This is a genomic window from Lysobacter sp. S4-A87 (genome assembly GCF_022637455.1).
Taxonomy (GTDB): Bacteria; Pseudomonadota; Gammaproteobacteria; order Xanthomonadales; family Xanthomonadaceae; genus Lysobacter_J.
Genome location: NZ_CP093341.1, coordinates 2,354,320 through 2,369,671, shown reverse-complemented (window position 1 = coordinate 2,369,671; position 15,352 = coordinate 2,354,320). Strand labels below are relative to the sequence as shown.

The 15,352-nt window shown below is 68.0% G+C and carries 17 protein-coding genes; 8 read left to right on the top strand and 9 right to left on the bottom strand.

Annotation, left to right across the window (positions count from 1 at the left end):
• The first annotated feature begins 29 nt into the window (after positions 1-29).
• Entirely contained in the window at positions 30-1,010 is a 981-nt protein-coding gene (locus tag MNR01_RS10640; protein ID WP_241917785.1) for a DMT family transporter, read from the top strand.
• Positions 1,011-1,034: 24 nt separating this feature from the next.
• On the opposite strand, the gene MNR01_RS10635 is transcribed toward MNR01_RS10640, so the two are convergent.
• From MNR01_RS10635 to MNR01_RS10625, 3 genes are all read right to left on the bottom strand, one after another.
• Positions 1,035-1,571 carry a pseudouridine synthase gene (locus MNR01_RS10635; RefSeq protein WP_241917784.1) on the bottom strand — a complete coding sequence of 179 codons (537 nt, stop codon included), beginning with the start codon at positions 1,569-1,571 and terminating at the stop codon, positions 1,035-1,037.
• Between the two features lie 46 nt (positions 1,572-1,617).
• Entirely contained in the window at positions 1,618-2,511 is an 894-nt protein-coding gene (locus MNR01_RS10630) for a methyltransferase (protein ID WP_241917783.1), read from the bottom strand.
• Positions 2,512-2,578: 67 nt separating this feature from the next.
• Complete coding sequence (locus MNR01_RS10625; RefSeq protein ID WP_241917782.1) at positions 2,579-3,538, bottom strand: LysR substrate-binding domain-containing protein; 960 nt, start codon at positions 3,536-3,538, stop codon at positions 2,579-2,581.
• Positions 3,539-3,699: 161 nt separating this feature from the next.
• Here MNR01_RS10625 and MNR01_RS10620 point away from each other — a divergent pair, with 161 nt between their 5' ends.
• From MNR01_RS10620 to MNR01_RS10600, 5 genes are all read left to right on the top strand, one after another.
• Positions 3,700-3,915: a hypothetical protein gene (locus MNR01_RS10620; protein ID WP_241917781.1), complete on the top strand. Its 216-nt coding sequence runs from the start codon at positions 3,700-3,702 to the stop codon at positions 3,913-3,915.
• Positions 3,916-4,058: 143 nt separating this feature from the next.
• Positions 4,059-4,292 (top strand): hypothetical protein, encoded by a 234-nt coding sequence (locus MNR01_RS10615; protein WP_241917780.1) that lies wholly within the window; start codon positions 4,059-4,061, stop codon positions 4,290-4,292.
• A gap of 101 nt (positions 4,293-4,393) precedes the next feature.
• Entirely contained in the window at positions 4,394-5,215 is an 822-nt protein-coding gene (locus tag MNR01_RS10610) for an AraC family transcriptional regulator (RefSeq protein WP_241917779.1), read from the top strand.
• 70 nt (positions 5,216-5,285) lie between these two features.
• Positions 5,286-6,254 carry a DMT family transporter gene (locus MNR01_RS10605; protein WP_241917778.1) on the top strand — a complete coding sequence of 323 codons (969 nt, stop codon included), beginning with the start codon at positions 5,286-5,288 and terminating at the stop codon, positions 6,252-6,254.
• A 92-nt stretch (positions 6,255-6,346) separates the two neighbouring features.
• On the top strand, positions 6,347-7,417 hold the full coding sequence (locus tag MNR01_RS10600) for a DUF4344 domain-containing metallopeptidase (protein ID WP_241917777.1): 1,071 nt from the start codon (positions 6,347-6,349) through the stop codon (positions 7,415-7,417).
• A gap of 124 nt (positions 7,418-7,541) precedes the next feature.
• Here MNR01_RS10600 and MNR01_RS10595 read toward each other — a convergent pair whose 3' ends face one another.
• A complete protein-coding gene (locus MNR01_RS10595; RefSeq protein WP_241917776.1) occupies positions 7,542-9,776 on the bottom strand; it encodes an NADP-dependent isocitrate dehydrogenase in 2,235 nt (744 codons plus the stop codon).
• A gap of 209 nt (positions 9,777-9,985) precedes the next feature.
• Positions 9,986-10,693, bottom strand: coding sequence for a UPF0149 family protein (locus MNR01_RS10590; protein ID WP_241917775.1), 708 nt, complete (start codon positions 10,691-10,693; stop codon positions 9,986-9,988).
• A gap of 97 nt (positions 10,694-10,790) precedes the next feature.
• Between MNR01_RS10590 and MNR01_RS10585 the strand changes: the two genes are divergently transcribed.
• Positions 10,791-11,177: a YchJ family metal-binding protein gene (locus MNR01_RS10585; protein WP_241917774.1), complete on the top strand. Its 387-nt coding sequence runs from the start codon at positions 10,791-10,793 to the stop codon at positions 11,175-11,177.
• Between the two features lie 199 nt (positions 11,178-11,376).
• Here MNR01_RS10585 and MNR01_RS10580 read toward each other — a convergent pair whose 3' ends face one another.
• The 3 genes from MNR01_RS10580 to queF form a co-directional block, all read right to left on the bottom strand.
• On the bottom strand, positions 11,377-11,868 hold the full coding sequence (locus tag MNR01_RS10580) for a hypothetical protein (protein ID WP_241917773.1): 492 nt from the start codon (positions 11,866-11,868) through the stop codon (positions 11,377-11,379).
• Positions 11,869-11,929: 61 nt separating this feature from the next.
• Positions 11,930-12,229 (bottom strand): LysM peptidoglycan-binding domain-containing protein, encoded by a 300-nt coding sequence (locus MNR01_RS10575; protein WP_241917772.1) that lies wholly within the window; start codon positions 12,227-12,229, stop codon positions 11,930-11,932.
• 116 nt (positions 12,230-12,345) lie between these two features.
• Positions 12,346-13,167 (bottom strand): NADPH-dependent 7-cyano-7-deazaguanine reductase QueF, encoded by an 822-nt coding sequence (gene queF, locus MNR01_RS10570; protein ID WP_241917771.1) that lies wholly within the window; start codon positions 13,165-13,167, stop codon positions 12,346-12,348.
• 129 nt (positions 13,168-13,296) lie between these two features.
• On the opposite strand from queF, the gene MNR01_RS10565 reads away from it, so the two are divergent.
• On the top strand, positions 13,297-13,938 hold the full coding sequence (locus tag MNR01_RS10565) for a glutathione S-transferase family protein (RefSeq protein WP_241917770.1): 642 nt from the start codon (positions 13,297-13,299) through the stop codon (positions 13,936-13,938).
• 9 nt (positions 13,939-13,947) lie between these two features.
• On the opposite strand, the gene MNR01_RS10560 is transcribed toward MNR01_RS10565, so the two are convergent.
• The gene (locus MNR01_RS10560) at positions 13,948-15,312 is read right to left on the bottom strand and encodes a M20 family metallopeptidase (protein WP_241917769.1); all 1,365 of its coding nucleotides are present in this window, start codon (positions 15,310-15,312) and stop codon (positions 13,948-13,950) included.
• Between the last annotated feature and the right edge of the window lie 40 nt (positions 15,313-15,352).

The following is a 15,352-nucleotide window of genomic DNA, read 5'->3' as shown; positions in this document are numbered from 1 at the left end:
ACCGCGCAGCTCGATGGCGCCAGCGCGGAATGAACGGGTCTGCGACTGCCCGCCACGACCCCGCCGCACGCAAGGTGGGCTTCACCCTCGCCGCGGTCGGCGCCGTGCTGTTCTCGGCCAAGGCGATCCTGGCCAAGTTCCAGTACCGCTACGGCATCGATGCGCTCGATGTGCTGGCGCTGCGCATGCTGATGTCGCTGCCGCTGTTCGTCGTCCTGGGCATCCATGAGTCGCGGCGCGCCGGCCGCCATGCGATGAGCCGTCGCGACTTCGGCCTGATCCTGATCCTGGGTGTGCTCGGTTACTACCTCTCCAGCCTGTTCGACTTCTGGGGCCTGGAGTACGTGCCGGTGTCGCTGGAGCGGCTGATCCTGTTCCTCAATCCGACCTTCGTGCTGCTGATCGGCGTGTTCGCCTTCGGCCGCAAGGTCGCGCGCAAGGAATGGATCGCGCTGGCAGTGAGCTATGCCGGCGTCGCACTGGTGTTCGTCGAGAACCTGCGCGTGCAGGGCGAGCACGTGCTGCTCGGCAGCGGCCTGGTGCTGCTGGCGGCGCTGAGCTACGCGCTGTACCTGGCGATGTCGGGCCAGCTGATCCAGCGCATCGGCTCGCTGCGGCTGGTGGCGTACGCGATGTGCGTGTCGACTGCGGCGACGGTGATCCACTATCTGCTGCTGCGCGATCCGGTGCACCTGCTGCAGCTGCCCACGCCCGTCTACTGGCTGGCGCTGGTCAACGCGATCTTCTGCACGTTCCTGCCGGTGACCTTCACGATGGGCGCGGTGGCACGGCTGGGTGCCGGATCGGCGGCGCAGATGTCGGTGATCGGCCCGGTGTCGCTGGTGTTCCTCGGCGCCTGGCTGCTCGGCGAACCGATCACCGCGGTGCAGCTGATCGGCACCGCGGTGGTGCTCGGCGGCGTGCTGCTGCTGACGCGCCCCGGGGCGAACTCGGTGCCGGTCGCGAACTTCCCCGAGGAGACCGATCCGCGCGAGGAAACCCGCGGCTGAGGCAGCAGGAAGCGCCGTGTCCGCTCAGTCGCAGTGACGCCACTGGCCGGGAGCGAGCTGCTCGAGGCGATACGGGCCGACCGCCACCCGCACCAGGCGCAGTGTCGGCAATCCCACCGCGGCGGTCATGCGCCGCACCTGGCGATTGCGCCCCTCGCTGATCGTGATCTCGAGCCAGGCATCGGGCACGGTCTTGCGGAAGCGCACCGGCGGATCGCGTGGCCACAGCGATGGCGCTTCGATGCGCCGCGCCTGCGCCGGTCGTGTCGGCCCGTCGTTGAGGACGACGCCACGCGCGAGCAGTGCGACCTGCTCCTCGTCCGGATCGCCTTCGACCTGCACCCAGTAGGTCTTGGGCTGCTTGTGCCGCGGGTCGGTCAGGCGATGGGCGAGCGTGCCGTCATCGGTGAGCAGCAGCAGGCCTTCGCTGTCGTGGTCGAGGCGACCGGCGGCATAGACATCCGCCGGCAGGCCGAAACCCGCCAGCGTCGGTCGCGGCGGGGTGCTGCGGTCGGTGAACTGGCACAGCACGCCATAGGGTTTGTTGAAGGCGATCAGCATGCGTGCAGGCGCGGGAAGCGGCGGCCGCTCCCCGCGCAGGTCGAGGTCACTTCGCCTTGCGGAACCGCAGCGTCATCCGGTCGCTTTCGCCGATCGCCTTGTACTTGGCGTCATCGGCCGCGTCGTGGCGGTTGACCGGCGGCAGCGTCCAGACACCGTTGGGATGATCGGTGGTGTCCTTGGCGTTGGCGTTGGCCTCGCTCTTCTCCTCGAGCACGAAGCCGGCGCCCTGCGCGTACTGGATCACCAGCGCTTCGGTCAGGTAACCGGACTTCTTCTGTGCTTCCAGGTCGGTGCCCGGCTTGGCGCGATGATCGACCACGCCGAGCGTGCCGCCCGGCTTGAGCACGTCGTGGAACGCCTTGAAATACGCTTCGGCGTTGCCGTCGCTGACCCAGTTGTGGGCGTTGCGGAAGGTCAGCACGGTGTCGGCCGATCCGGCCGGGCCGAAGTTCGGCGCCTTCGGATCGAACACGCGCACTTCCGGCGTGCCATACGCGGTCGCGTTGCCGGCGAACTTGCCGCGCAGGGTCTTGTTGAGGTCGTAGCGGTACTTGGGCTGGCCGGCGATGGCGTCATCCCACACCGCGGCGACGTAATGGCCACCGTCCTTGAGGTACGGCGCGAGGATCTCGGAGTACCAGCCGGCGCCGGGGGTGATCTCGATGACGGTCTGCTGCGGCGCCACGCCGAAGAACGCCAGGGTCTCGCGCGGGTGGCGATACTGGTCGCGTGCGACGTTGCGCGGATCGCGGACGCTGCCGGCAATGGCCGCCTGCAGCGCAGCGCTGTTGTCCGGTGCGGTGACGGCAGGCGCGGTAGCGGCGGGGGCAGCCGCAGCCGCAGCGGCTTCGGTCGTGGTGTCGGCGCTGCTGGCACAGCCGGCGAGCGCGACAGAAATCAGGCTGGACAGCAGGACGACGGGCAACGTGCGTTTCATGCGTTCGGGCTCCAGGCCAGGACTCGGTGCGGGGCGCCAGCCTAACCCCAAGCGTCGGCCGCAGCCATCACCTGGCCTTGCGTCCCTTGCCGCGCGTCGCGGTTTTGCCCGACTGGGGCGCCGGCTCTATGTGACGCGGCGGCACCGCTTCGGCCGCCTCGTACACCTGCGCTTCCTCCAGCAGCCAGTCGCGGAACACCGCCAGACCACCGTGCCCGCGCGAGCGCGGCGGGAACACCAGGTAGTGGGCGAACTCGGCCTTGAAGCGCTCGTTGAACAGCGGCACCAGGCGCCCGGCCTCGATCAGTGGTCGCGCCAGTGTCATCCGTCCGAGCACGATGCCGAGCCCTTCGACGGCGGCGCGATGCAGGTTCTCCGAATCATCCAGGATGGCGACGAAGCGCTCCGGCGGCGTGCCGCCGAACTCGGCGAACCATTCGCTCCAGCGACCGCCGGGCGCGCCGAGCAGCGGGAAATTGCCCAGCGTTTCCAGCGTCGGATAGCCGAGGCGTTCGAGCAGCGCCGGGCTCGCGGTCGGCGTCACCCAGTCGTCGAACAGGTGCACCGCTTCCAGTCCCGGCCACTTGCCCGGGCCGAAGCGGATGCCGGCATCGATCGCGGTATCGCGGGCGAAGTCGACCACGCCGACGTTCGACTGCAGGCTGATCTCCAGCTGCGGTTGCGCGGCAAGGAAGCGCGGCAACCGCGGCATCAGCCAGCTCGATGCGAACGACGGCATCAGCGTGATCGTCAGCGAATCGTCGCGGCACACGCGCGGCTGCAGCGCACGTTCGATTGCGTCCAGGTGCGGTGCGATGCGTTCGTACAACGCCTGGCCGTCATCGGTGAGGCGCACGCCACGGGCACCGCGGACGAACAGACGACGCCCGAGCCGTTCCTCGATCGCGCGGATCTGGTGGCTCAGGGCGCTGACGGTCAGGTGCATCGACTCGGCCGCGCGGGTGAGGTTGCCCATGCGCGCGGCGGCCGCGAATCCGATCAGTGACTGCAGGGGCGGACGACTCATTCGACGGCTTCCATGGCTTGGGATGGGGCCTCAAGCCTTGAGGTGCGCTCAAGGCTGGTTTGCAAAAGTGTCGCTTTTTCTTCGAATCAAGCAGGCCTATCTTGCAACCTGTTCAAGGAAGTTGTCCACGCCAGGCAGGCAATACCTCTCGGGAGTCCGTCATGAACATCTTCACCAATCTGTTGTTCCTGCAGGGCCATCAGGCCGACCCGCATCCCTTCGACGAGGACGACGACCGTTACTCGCACGGCTACGGCAACCGCGCTGCGTCGGAGAAGTACTTCGCCCCGCTGGGCCACGCGCGCGCCGCGCGCCGGGTCGAGGAGGCGCGGTCCGCGCCCGAGCTCGACGCCTGTGCCATCGGCTGCTGCGCCTGAACGCGGCGAAGGACAGACGGAACAAAACCGCAATGCCCGCGAAGGCGTGATGTCACGGCCGGCCGGTAGCGTGGACACGAAGTCGAGGCGGCGCCACGGACGGTGCCAGGGCTCGGCTACTCCCTCCCCCACGGAGTAATGCCATGCAGCTGTTCAAGAACGAGTCCCTGCGCGATACCGGTCCGACCGATCATGAGCTGGCGTTCGGCGCGCCGTTGTTTGCCCAGCGCTACGCGCGCCGCGCCAACCCGCCGCGCGCCTTTGCCCTGTCCAGCGCAGGTCTTCATGGCGATGACATCGATGAAGCGGCGTTCGCCCGCGCGCTCGAGGCCGAGCCGCCGCTGGTCTATCCGCCACTGCACCTGGCGCGTTACTGACCTCCACTCCGCCATGCACGCCGTCGTCGCGGGCATGGCGTCGAGTGCATGGCGCCGCGGGCAGGGCGGCCTGCGCGGGCCGCCAGTGGCATCATCGGCACATGCAAGGCGTCCCTCTCCAGTTCGAGCATCCGCAGGACGTGGCGCAGTTCCGCCGGCCGGCGCACCGCCGCGGCATCGAGCTGTATCGCGCGCACATCGTCCGCCACGCCTTCGAGCCGCACACGCACGAAGCCTTTGGCCTGGGCGCGATCGAGTCAGGGGTCGAACGCTTCCGCTACCACGGCAGCGAGCACCTGGCGCCGCCGGACTCGCTGGTGCTGATGAATCCCGACGCGCTGCACACCGGGCGCGCCGAGACCGACGGCGGCTGGCGCTACCGCATGGCCTACATCGATCCGGACGTGGTGGAAGCCGTCACCGGCGAGCGCGGCTGGTGGTTCGCCGACGCGGTCGCCCACGATCCGGCAAGCGCGCGAAAGGTGACGGCGCTGCTCGACGGCCTGTGGCAGGCAGGCGAGCCGCTGGCGTTCGACAGCCTGCTGTCGCAGTTGCTGGACGCATTCGCCCGCCAGGCGCGGCGGCCGCCGATGGCACGCCAAGCCGCGCCGCGATTCACCCCGGTCATTGATTACCTGCGCGCGAACCTCGAGCGTTCGATGACGCTGGATGAACTGGCGGGAGTGGCGGGGCTGAGCCCGTTCCACTTCCTGCGCAGCTTCCGCGCGGTCCACCACGCTACGCCGCAGCAGATGCTGATGGCGCTGCGCTTGTTCGAAGCCAAGCGCTTGCTGGCGGGCGGCCAGGCACCCGCACGCGTGGCGGCGGCCGTCGGCCTGAGCGACCAGGCCCACCTCACGCGCGCCTTCGCCCGTCGCTACGGCGTCACGCCGGCGCGCTACCGGCAGCAGGTGCAGTCGTAGCAGCGCCGCGGATCGGCCGGACCGCAATCTGGTTCAAGACAGCAGGCCTGCCACCGCGCAAGCTGCGCCCATGTGGATTGGAACCCTCTACGCGCTAGCTGCCGGCCTGATGTGGGGCCTGGTCTTCGTCGGCCCGCTGCTGCTGCCGGAGTACCCGGCGGCACTGCAGTCAGTGGGCCGCTACCTCGCCTTCGGCCTGATCGCGCTGCCGCTGGCGTGGATGGACCGCGCCGCGTTGCGGCGCCTCACGCGCAGCGACTGGATCGAGGCGCTGAAGCTGGCCATCGTCGGCAACCTCGTCTACTACCTGTGCCTGGCCAGCGCGATCCAGCGCGCCGGAGCGCCGTTGCCGACGATGATCATCGGTACCTTGCCGGTGGTGATCGCGATCAGCGCGAACCTGCGCGACCACCGGCGTGACGGCCGCTTGCCGTGGCGCGCGCTGCTGCCGTCGCTGTTGCTGATCGCCGCCGGCATCGGCTGCGTGAACCATGTCGAGCTGCAGGCACTGCGCGCCGATCCCGGCGCCGATCCGCTCCGCTACGCCCAGGGCGCGCTGCTGGCGATCGTCGCCGTCGCCTGCTGGACCTGGTATCCGCTGCGCAACGCCGACTGGCTCCGCGCCCACCCGGACCGCAGCCCGCGCACCTGGGCAACCGCGCAGGGCGTGGCCACCTTGCCACTGGCCGCGGCGGGCTATGGCCTGCTGTGGATAGGCATGGCGCTGGCCGGTGCCGACTTCACGATGCCCTTCGGTCCGCGACCCTGGTTCTTCATCGGCCTGATGGCGGCGATCGGTCTGTTTGCCTCCTGGCTGGGCACGACCTGCTGGAACGAGGCCAGCCAGCGCTTGCCGACCGCGCTGGCCGGGCAGCTGATCGTGTTCGAGACGCTGGCGGCGCTGGCCTATGCCTTCGCGCTGCGCGGCCGGATGCCGGGCGCGCTGACCCTGCTGGGCATCGCGCTGCTGATCGCCGGCGTGATGTGGGCGGTGCGCATCCGCCCTGAGCCTACCGTCGCCGAAGTCCACGGCACCTGAACGAGAGGGCGGTTCCGCCGGGCCTCCCAAGCCGTTACGATCCGGGCGTGGCGCGTGGTTCGCCACAACTGTGAAGCGCAACGGGGAAGCGCATGTCGCCAAGAGTCCTGATCGTCACGTTGTCGTTGGCCCTTGGAGCGGTCAGCGGCGCCTTCGGCTATTCGCTCATCGTCGCCAAGCGCGAGCCGGCGAAGCTGGCTGCGGCACGCGCCGAAGGCCGGATCGAAGGTCGCGCCGAAGCCGAGAAGGCGGTCACCGACGAACTGGCCGCGCTCAAGCCTGTCGTGTTCGGCAAGGCCGCCGACGCCGAGACCAAGGTGGGTGGCGTGCAGTTCGGCTACGAGTACGTCAAGCCGAAGACCCCCGCGCTGGAGGAGTACTACAAGCTCGCCCATGACGGCGACATGCTGCACAAGCTGCCGGAAGTGCAGGCCATCGACGGCATGCTGATGCTGCCGCGCCAGATCAACTACCTCACCGCCGAGTGCGGCGAACCCAATGCGTTCTACTCGCCCGAGCGCGGCGAAGTGGTGATGTGCTACGAGACGATGAAGGTACTGCTCGAACGCGGTCGCGAGATGGCCGCGCAGAACAAGCTCGGCGACGGCTATGCGCAGCGTTACCTGGAAGCCAACGTGCGCTTCATCATCCTGCACGAGACCGGCCATGCGCTGATCAACATGCTGCAGATCCCGATCACCGGCCGCGAGGAAGACGCGGTCGACCAGCTGGCCACGACGCTGATGCTGCGTTTTGCCGGGCTCGACGAGTCGACGACCGTGGTCACCGATAACCTGCGCATGGCGTCGAACTGGTTCCTGGCGCGCAGCACGGGTGAGTACAACCTGGATGCCTACGCCGACGAGCATGCGCTCGGCGAGCAGCGCTATTTCAATCTGCAGTGCCTGTTGTATGGCAGCGATCCGGCGCGGTACCTGAGCATCGTCACCAATGGCGATCTGCCGGAGGCGCGTGCCAAGGGTTGCCCGGAGGAGGCACGGCGGATCAGCCGTTCGTGGCTGCGCCTGCTGCTGCCGTACGTGGCGCCGAAGTTCGAGATGACGGAGGAGAAGGCGAACCGGTTGTTCCAGCAGCGGGAGCTGGAGCGGGATCGGAATGCGAGCCTGCCGTATGTTCGGCCTTCGGCGCCGCCGTCGCGCTGACCCACGCGCGCATCACCGTCATCCTGGCGAACGCGGGGATCCACGGACGTTGCCCTGACGTCCGCACCAAAGAAAAGGCCCGACTCGCGCCGGGCCTTCCTCTCACACCAACGGCAGCTCGGCCTTACAGCGCCGCCACCGCCGCATTGAACGTCGCGCTCGGGCGCATCGCCTTCGACATCAGCGTTACATCCGGGTGGTAGTAGCCGCCGATCTCCACCGGCTTGCCCTGCACCGCCGCCAGTTCTTCGACGATCTTCGCTTCGTTGCTCTCCAGCACCGCGGCGAGCTTGGCGAAGCGCGCCTTCAGGCCGGCGTCCGCGTCCTGCGCCGCCAGTGCCTGCGCCCAGTACATCGCCAGGTAGAAGTGGCTGCCGCGGTTGTCGATGCCGCCGACCTTGCGCGAGGGTGACTTGTCGTTGTCGAGGAACTTGCCGTTGGCGGCGTCGAGCGCGTCGGCCAGCACGCGCGCACGCGCGTCGCCGTAACGGTCGGCCATGTGCTCGATCGAAGCGGCCAGCGCGAGGAACTCGCCGAGCGAATCCCAGCGCAGGTAGTCCTCTTCGACGAACTGCTGCACGTGCTTGGGTGCCGAGCCGCCGGCGCCGGTCTCGAACAGGCCACCGCCGGCCATCAGCGGCACGATCGACAGCATCTTGGCGCTGGTGCCAAGCTCCATGATCGGGAACAGGTCGGTCAGGTAGTCACGCAGCACGTTGCCGGTCACCGAGATGGTGTCCTGGCCCTTGCGGATGCGCTCGAGCGACAGCTTCATCGCATCGACCGGGGCGAGGATGCGGATGTCCAGGCCGCTGGTGTCGTGGTCCTTGAGGTAACGCTCGACCTTGGCGATCACGTTGGCGTCGTGCGCGCGCTGCGGGTCGAGCCAGAACACCGCCGGCGTGTGGCTCAGGCGCGCGCGGTTGACGGCGAGCTTGACCCAGTCCTGGATCGGCGCGTCCTTGGTCTGGCACATGCGCCAGATGTCGCCGGCTTCGACCTCGTGCTGCATCAGCACGTTGCCGGCTTCGTCCAGCACGTGCACGGTGCCGTCGGCAGGAATCTGGAAGGTCTTGTCGTGGGAGCCGTATTCCTCGGCCTTCTGCGCCATCAGGCCGACGTTGGGCACGCTGCCCATCGTCGCCGGATCGAAGGCGCCGTTGGTCTTGCAGTCGTCGATCACCGCCTGGTAGATGCCGGCATAGCAGCGGTCCGGGATCACCGCCTTGGTGTCCTGCAGCTTGCCGTCGTTGTTCCACATGCAGCCCGAGTCGCGGATCATCGCCGGCATCGAAGCGTCGACGATCACGTCGCTGGGCACGTGCAGGTTGGTGATGCCCTTGTCGGAGTTGACCATCGCCAGCGCCGGGCGACGGGTGTACTCGGTGACGATGTCGGTCTCGATCGCCGCGGCGACGTCGGCCGGCAGCGACGACAGGCGCGAGTACAGGTCGCCGATGCCGTTGTTGGCATCGAAGCCGGCCTGCTCGAGTTCCTTGCCGTGCTTGGCCAGCACGTCACTGTAGTAACGCTTGACCACGATGCCGAACATGATCGGATCGGAGACCTTCATCATCGTCGCCTTCAGGTGCAGCGAGAACAGCACGCCCTGCGCCCTGGCATCCTCGATCTGCGCGTCGACGAAGCGCGACAGCGCGGATGCGCTCATCACCGAAGCGTCGATCAGCTCGCCGGCCTTGACCTTGATGTTGGTCTTGAGCATGTGGCGGCGGCCGTCCTTGCCGACCAGGTCGATCGAGACGGAGCCGGCCTGCTCGATCAGGCGCGACTGCTCGCTGCCGTAGAAGTCGCCGCCGTCCATGTGCGCGACGTGCGACTTGCAATCGCTCTTCCACGCGCCCATGCGGTGCGGGTGCTTGCGTGCGTACTGCTTCACCGACGCAGGCGCGCGGCGGTCGGAGTTGCCTTCGCGCAGCACCGGGTTGACCGCGCTGCCCTTGATCTTGTCGTAGCGGGCCTTGATCTCGTTCTCGCGTTCGCCCTGCGGCTCTTCCGGGTAGTCCGGCAGCGCATAGCCCTGCTGCTGCAGCTCGACGATGGCGGCCTTGAGCTGCGGCACCGAGGCGCTGATGTTGGGCAGCTTGATGATGTTGGCGTCGGGCGTGGTCGCCAGTTCGCCCAGCTCGGCCAGGTGGTCGCCGATCTTCTGGTCGTCCTTCAGGAAGTCAGGGAACTGCGACAGGATGCGACCGGCCAGCGAGATGTCGCGCGTCTCCACTTCGATTCCCGCGGTGGCGGTATACGCCGCGACGATCGGCAGCAGCGACTGCGTGGCCAGGAACGGCGCTTCGTCGGTGAGCGTATAGATGATCTTGGGGGTCATGGTGGCTTGGGACATGTCGGCGTGACTCGCTCGCGGATGCAGTGTGGTCGGGAGGCCTGGGCAGGCCGGGCAGCACCGGGAGATTCACGCCGGTGATGCCGATGGCGACGCGCGCCCGCAGGCGCGCAACCGTCGCATTGTCGCGGTTTAGGCGGGGGTGGGCAAAGCGCCGGGACGCAACAGTGTGTGCGCCGCCCGGCTCCATACGCCGGCGTTCTGGCCTGTCAGCCCGCCCCGCAGCACTTCTTGTACTTCTTGCCGCTGCCACACGGACACGGCTCGTTGCGGTCGGGCGTCGCCTCGCGGCGGATCGGCTCGCGCGGGGTCAGCGACTCGATGCGCTGGTGGTGCAGGTCGGCGAGCATGCCGGGCAGGCTGGCGATGATCTCCAGGCGCTCGCGGTAGCTGACCGGCGTGCCGGGCTGCTCCGGGTCCTCGCCGATGATCTCGCCGCTGGCCAGGCGGTCGAAGCGCAGGAAGATCTCGTCGATCCACTCATGCTCGTCCAGCCAGGTGTCCCAGGGGATCTCGCTCAGCTCAACGCCACGGAAGAAGCCGAACGCCCAGTCGCGACCGACGTCGAGGTCGTCCTCTTGTTCCTCTTCCGGGTCCTCGGGCAGCCACAGCAGCGGTGCCAGATGGTCGGGCAGGTCATCGTCGCCGAAACGCACGCGCTGGCTGACCATGTTCCAGTGGCCCTGCAGCAGGGCTTCGACGTGCTCGCGCTCCTCGTCGTCCTTCCAGCGCGGCTGCGTGCCCCAGACCGGGCCCTGCCACTGCTCGAACGCAATGACCTCCGGGCCGACCGCGAGTGCGGACAGGTAGCCGTCGAGCGCTTCCAGGTTGAAGCCCTTGAAGGGCACCGCGCGCTGTTCCAGCAGCTCGGCCAGTTGTTCGATCTGGGTGTCGTCGAGATAGGCGGGGGCTTTCATCGGGGGAAACTCGCGATCACAGAAACGCGACATGGTAGTCGCATGCGTGTTTTCTCGCCGAGAATGCGCCATCTCCCCGATTCAGCGTCGCGCGCCCATGTCCGCCACCTGTCCCTGCGGTCTCGGCCGACCGTACGCCGATTGCTGCGGCCCGCTCCATGCCGGCGTGGCCGCCGCCACGGCCGAAGCCCTGATGCGCTCGCGTTACAGCGCCTACGTCCTGGGCGACAGTGACTACCTGCGTGCGACCTGGCATGCCGATACCCGGCCGTCGCCGCTCGACCTGGGCGACAGCGCAGCGACCCGCTGGCTCGGGCTGGAGGTGAAGCGGCATGCAATGACCGGTGCTGACAGCGCCATCGTCGAGTTCGTGGCCCGCTACAAGGTGGGCGGCGCCGCGGCGGTGCGGCTGCATGAGCTGAGCCGGTTCGTGCGCGAGGACGGGCGCTGGTACTACGTCGACGGCGAGTTCCCGTCGCGCTGATGTCCGATGTTCTCAACCCCACATGATTGTTCCGGTAGCCCGGGCAAGGCCAACGGCCGCACCCGGGAGCCGTGCAGGTCCCGGGTGCGCTTCGCTTACCCGGGCTACGCATTCACAGCGCCCAAAAAAAGGGGCGCGGCAAAGGACCGCGCCCATGCTTGCCCACCATGGGGTGGGGGAGAGAGGGTTCTGGTGTGCGTTACTTGATCTCGAACTCCGTGGTCGAGGCCGGCGCACCGTTGACGGTGACTTCGGCCTTGTACTTGCCTGCCGGCCACGGATTGGCGTTGGTGAACTCGAAGTTGGTCGTTTCCGCGCCAGTGGTGTTGAGCGCCTGCTTCATGTCGCCGGCGGTCTGGCCATCCTGATAGACCAGGCGCGTGGCAACTTCGGCATTGCTCGCGGTGCCATCGGTGGCCACCGACACGATGATCTTGTCGTTGGGTGTGAAGGCCATCGTCGGTGCGGTGATCTTCTTGTCTGCGCCCGTGGCGGTGCCCAGGGTCACGCTGGTGACGGCCACTCCGGCCGGAACCGGTGCCGGCATCGGCTCGGCCGGTGCCACCGGCGCCGTCTCGACCGGCGGTGGCGTTACTGCAACGGGTTCTTCCTTCTTCTTGCAGCCCACCATGGCGAGCGATGCCAGCAAGGCGACTGCCACGGCGTAGTGCAGGCGATTGCGATTGATCATGAGTCGATCTCCTTGGAACTCTTGGCGCAAAGGGGAATGGGGAAGGGAAGCAATGGCGACGTCAGTCCTGCGGCGGGATCTTCAGCACCTGGCCGGGCTGGATCCTGTCGGGATCGTCGAGCTGGTCGCGATTGGCTTCGAAGATCGCGTTCCACTTGTTCGCGCTGCCGTAGAACTGCTTGGCGATATGCGAAAGCGTGTCGCCCTTGGCGACGGTGTAGGTCTGCTCACCGACCTTCTCGGCGGTGGTGTCGACGGATGCGTTCACGCCTGAGAAATCGGCCTTTTCGACCTTCTCGGCGGTGGTGTCGACGTTGGCGCTGACGCCGGAGAAATCGGCTTTCTTATCCGGTGTGGTCATGGGTGGGTGGCTCCTGCCGGAATGGCCGAAGCACCATGACATGCGCCTTGTTAAGGAAATATGGCGACCGGGTGAGCTCCGTCACAAGTCATTAGCGTTGTGATGCACGCCGCTGTTTACTGCCTCTCGTCGCGACCTGCGGTGGGTTGCGCGGTGCCCGGTGCCGCGCGCCACGGATTGATGTCCAGGCCGCCGCGACGGGTGTAGCGGGCTTCCACCGAAAGCCGTTGCGGCGAAGCATGCGCGGTCAGGTCGGCGAAGATGCGCTCCACGCACTGCTCGTGGAATTCGGCGTGATCGCGGAACGACACCAGGTAGCGCAGCAGGCCGGCGCGATCGAGTTTCGCACCGTGGTAGGAGATCACCACGCGTGCCCAGTCGGGCTGGCCGGTGACCGGGCAGTTCGACTTCAACAGCGAGCTGGTCAGTGTTTCGCTGACGATCTGTGCCGGGTCCACGCTGAGATGGCCGGCATGGGGCGGGCCATAGTCGTCGATGGCGACATCGAGGCCGTCGATGCAATCGACCACCGCGTTGTCGGCGCTCTCGTCGATCGGCGGCAGGCCGAACGCAACGTCCACCTGTGCACCGGCGGCAGCGGACAGGTCGGCGGCCATGCGCTCGCGCACCGCCTGGTCGCTGTCGAAACGCGTGGAGTTGAACGAGTTGAGATACAGCTTCAGCGACTTCGACTCGACCAGGTTCGGCGAGGTCGCCGGCACCGTGATCGTCGCGGTGCCGACGTGCGGCTTGCCGTGGCCGTCGAGCCAGCTCAGTTCGTAGGCATGCCAGCGGTCCACGCCGATGAACGGCAGTGCGTTGTCGTCGATGCCGATATCGCCCCGGCCGAGCGCCCGGGCGATCGGGAACAGCAGGGAGGCGTCGTACTCGCGCGGGTAGTCGACGTGGCGGCCGAGCGGCAGGTCTTGGGCGGTCATGGCGGTGATTTTACCCGCGCCGGCACGCACGAACCTGACCGGCAAGCGGGGCAAGGCAGCGCAAGGAACGGATATCGGCCGCGAGGGCGGCGGTCGAGACTGTCGCCATCGATCACGCCGGGCCGCCCGATGCTCACCCTTTACGACTACCTGCCCTCACGCAATGCCTGGAAGGTCCGCCAGCTGCTGCAGCAGCTCGGGCGGCCCTGGCAGACCCGCCCTGTCAGCATCTTCGAGGGCCAGGGCCGCCAGCCCGACTTCCTGGCGATCAGCCCCACCGGCACCGTGCCGGCCATCGAACTCGACGATGGCCGCACGCTCGCCGAGTCGAACGCGATCCTGATGTACCTGGCCGAAGGGAGCCAGTACCTGCCCGACGATGCCTACGGGCGGGCCAGGACCTGGCAATGGCTGTCGTTCGAGCAGGAACGCATCGAGAGCCAGATCGGCGCCCTGCGCCACTGGACGCTGACGGGGAAGCTGTCACGCCGGCCAGAGGCGCTGGTGGCGATGAAGCGGGCAGCCGGCGCCAATGCGCTGGCGATACTCGAACGCGAGTTGTCGACGCGCGACTACATCGCCGGCGACCGCTACGGCATCGCCGACATCGCGCTGTTCGCGTATGTCGGGGTTGCCGATGAAGCGGGATTCGACCTGGCCACGTATCCAGACCTGTGCGCGTGGATCGACCGCGTACGTGCACAGCCGGGGCACCTGGCGCAGGTGCACCCGTACGCGATGGATCCGCATTCGGTGAAGGAGCTTGGCTGAGCCGGCGCCTCAGTCGTTGCCGGCCTGCGCCACGGCAACCGCCTGCGGCTGGTGCAGGTAATCCAGCGTCACCTGCAGCAGCGCGCGCAGCCCCAGGTCCAGCGCCGACTCGTCCAGTGCGAACTGCGGCGAGTGGTTGCTCGGCGCGGTCACCGGGTCGGTGCCCTTGGCGGTGGCGCCGACGAAGAAGAACATCGACGGCACTTCCCTGGCGAAGTACGAGAAGTCCTCGGCGCCCATCTGCAGCGAGGGCTCGACCACGTTGCCGGCGCCGGCCACCGCCTGCAGGCTGGGCAGCATGCGCGCGGTCAGCGCCGGATTGTTGACCGTCACCGGGTTGCCCTCGCTGTCGGGGACATTGGCGACGGCCGTGGCGCCGTTGGCGACGCTGACGTGCTCGGCGACGTTCTTCAGGTCGCTGAAGATCTTCTGCCGCATGCCTTCATCGAAGGTGCGGATGGTGCCGACCATTTCGACTTCGTCGGGAATGATGTTGTAGCGGATGCCGCCGTTGATCGCGCCGAAGGTCACCACGGCCGGCAGCCTGGCGATGTCGATGCGGCGGCTGACGATGGTCTGCGCGGTGCCGATCACGTCGGCCGCGGCGACGATCGGATCGATGCCGCCCCACGGCCGCGAGCCGTGCGTCTGCCGGCCCTTGATCTTGATGGTGAACTTGTCCGAAGCCGCCATCAGCGGGCCCTGGCGAACGCCGATCTGACCGGCCTGCAGGGTCGAGAACACGTGCAGGCCGAACATCGCATCGGGCTTGAAGGTCTTGAACACGCCTTCTTCCAGCATCAGCGAGGCGCCGCCTTCCTCGCCATCGGGTGCGCCCTCCTCGGACGGCTGGAACACCAGCATCACCGAGCCGGGCAGGTCGGCCTTCATCTTCACCAGCGCGTCGGCGATGCCGAGCAGGATGCCGGTGTGGGCGTCGTGGCCGCAGGCGTGCATGACGCCGACCGTCTGGCCACGGAAGGTCGCGGTGGCCTTCGATGCGAACGGCAGGTCGACCTGCTCGGTCACCGGCAGCGCGTCCATGTCGGCACGCAACGCCACGCGCGGGCCGGGCTTGCCGCCCTGGATGATCGCCACGACGCCATTGTGGGCGATGCCGGTCACGGGCTTCAGGCCGAGCGCGCGCAGGTGCTCGGCGACCTTGGCCGCGGTGCGGGTCTCGCGATTGGACAGTTCCGGGTGCTGGTGGAAGTCGCGGCGCCAGGCGACCACCTTCTGCTGCACCGCCTTGGCTGCGGCGGTGACCTCGGGCCGCTCGCTGGCGGACTGGGCCGCGCCCTCGACGGCATGGGCCGGGGAAGCCAGCAGGGCGGCAATGAATGCAGGCAGGACGTGCAGGGCGGGACGACGCATCGAGGACTCCGGAGTGTGCGGTGCCGCAGCCGGTGACTGC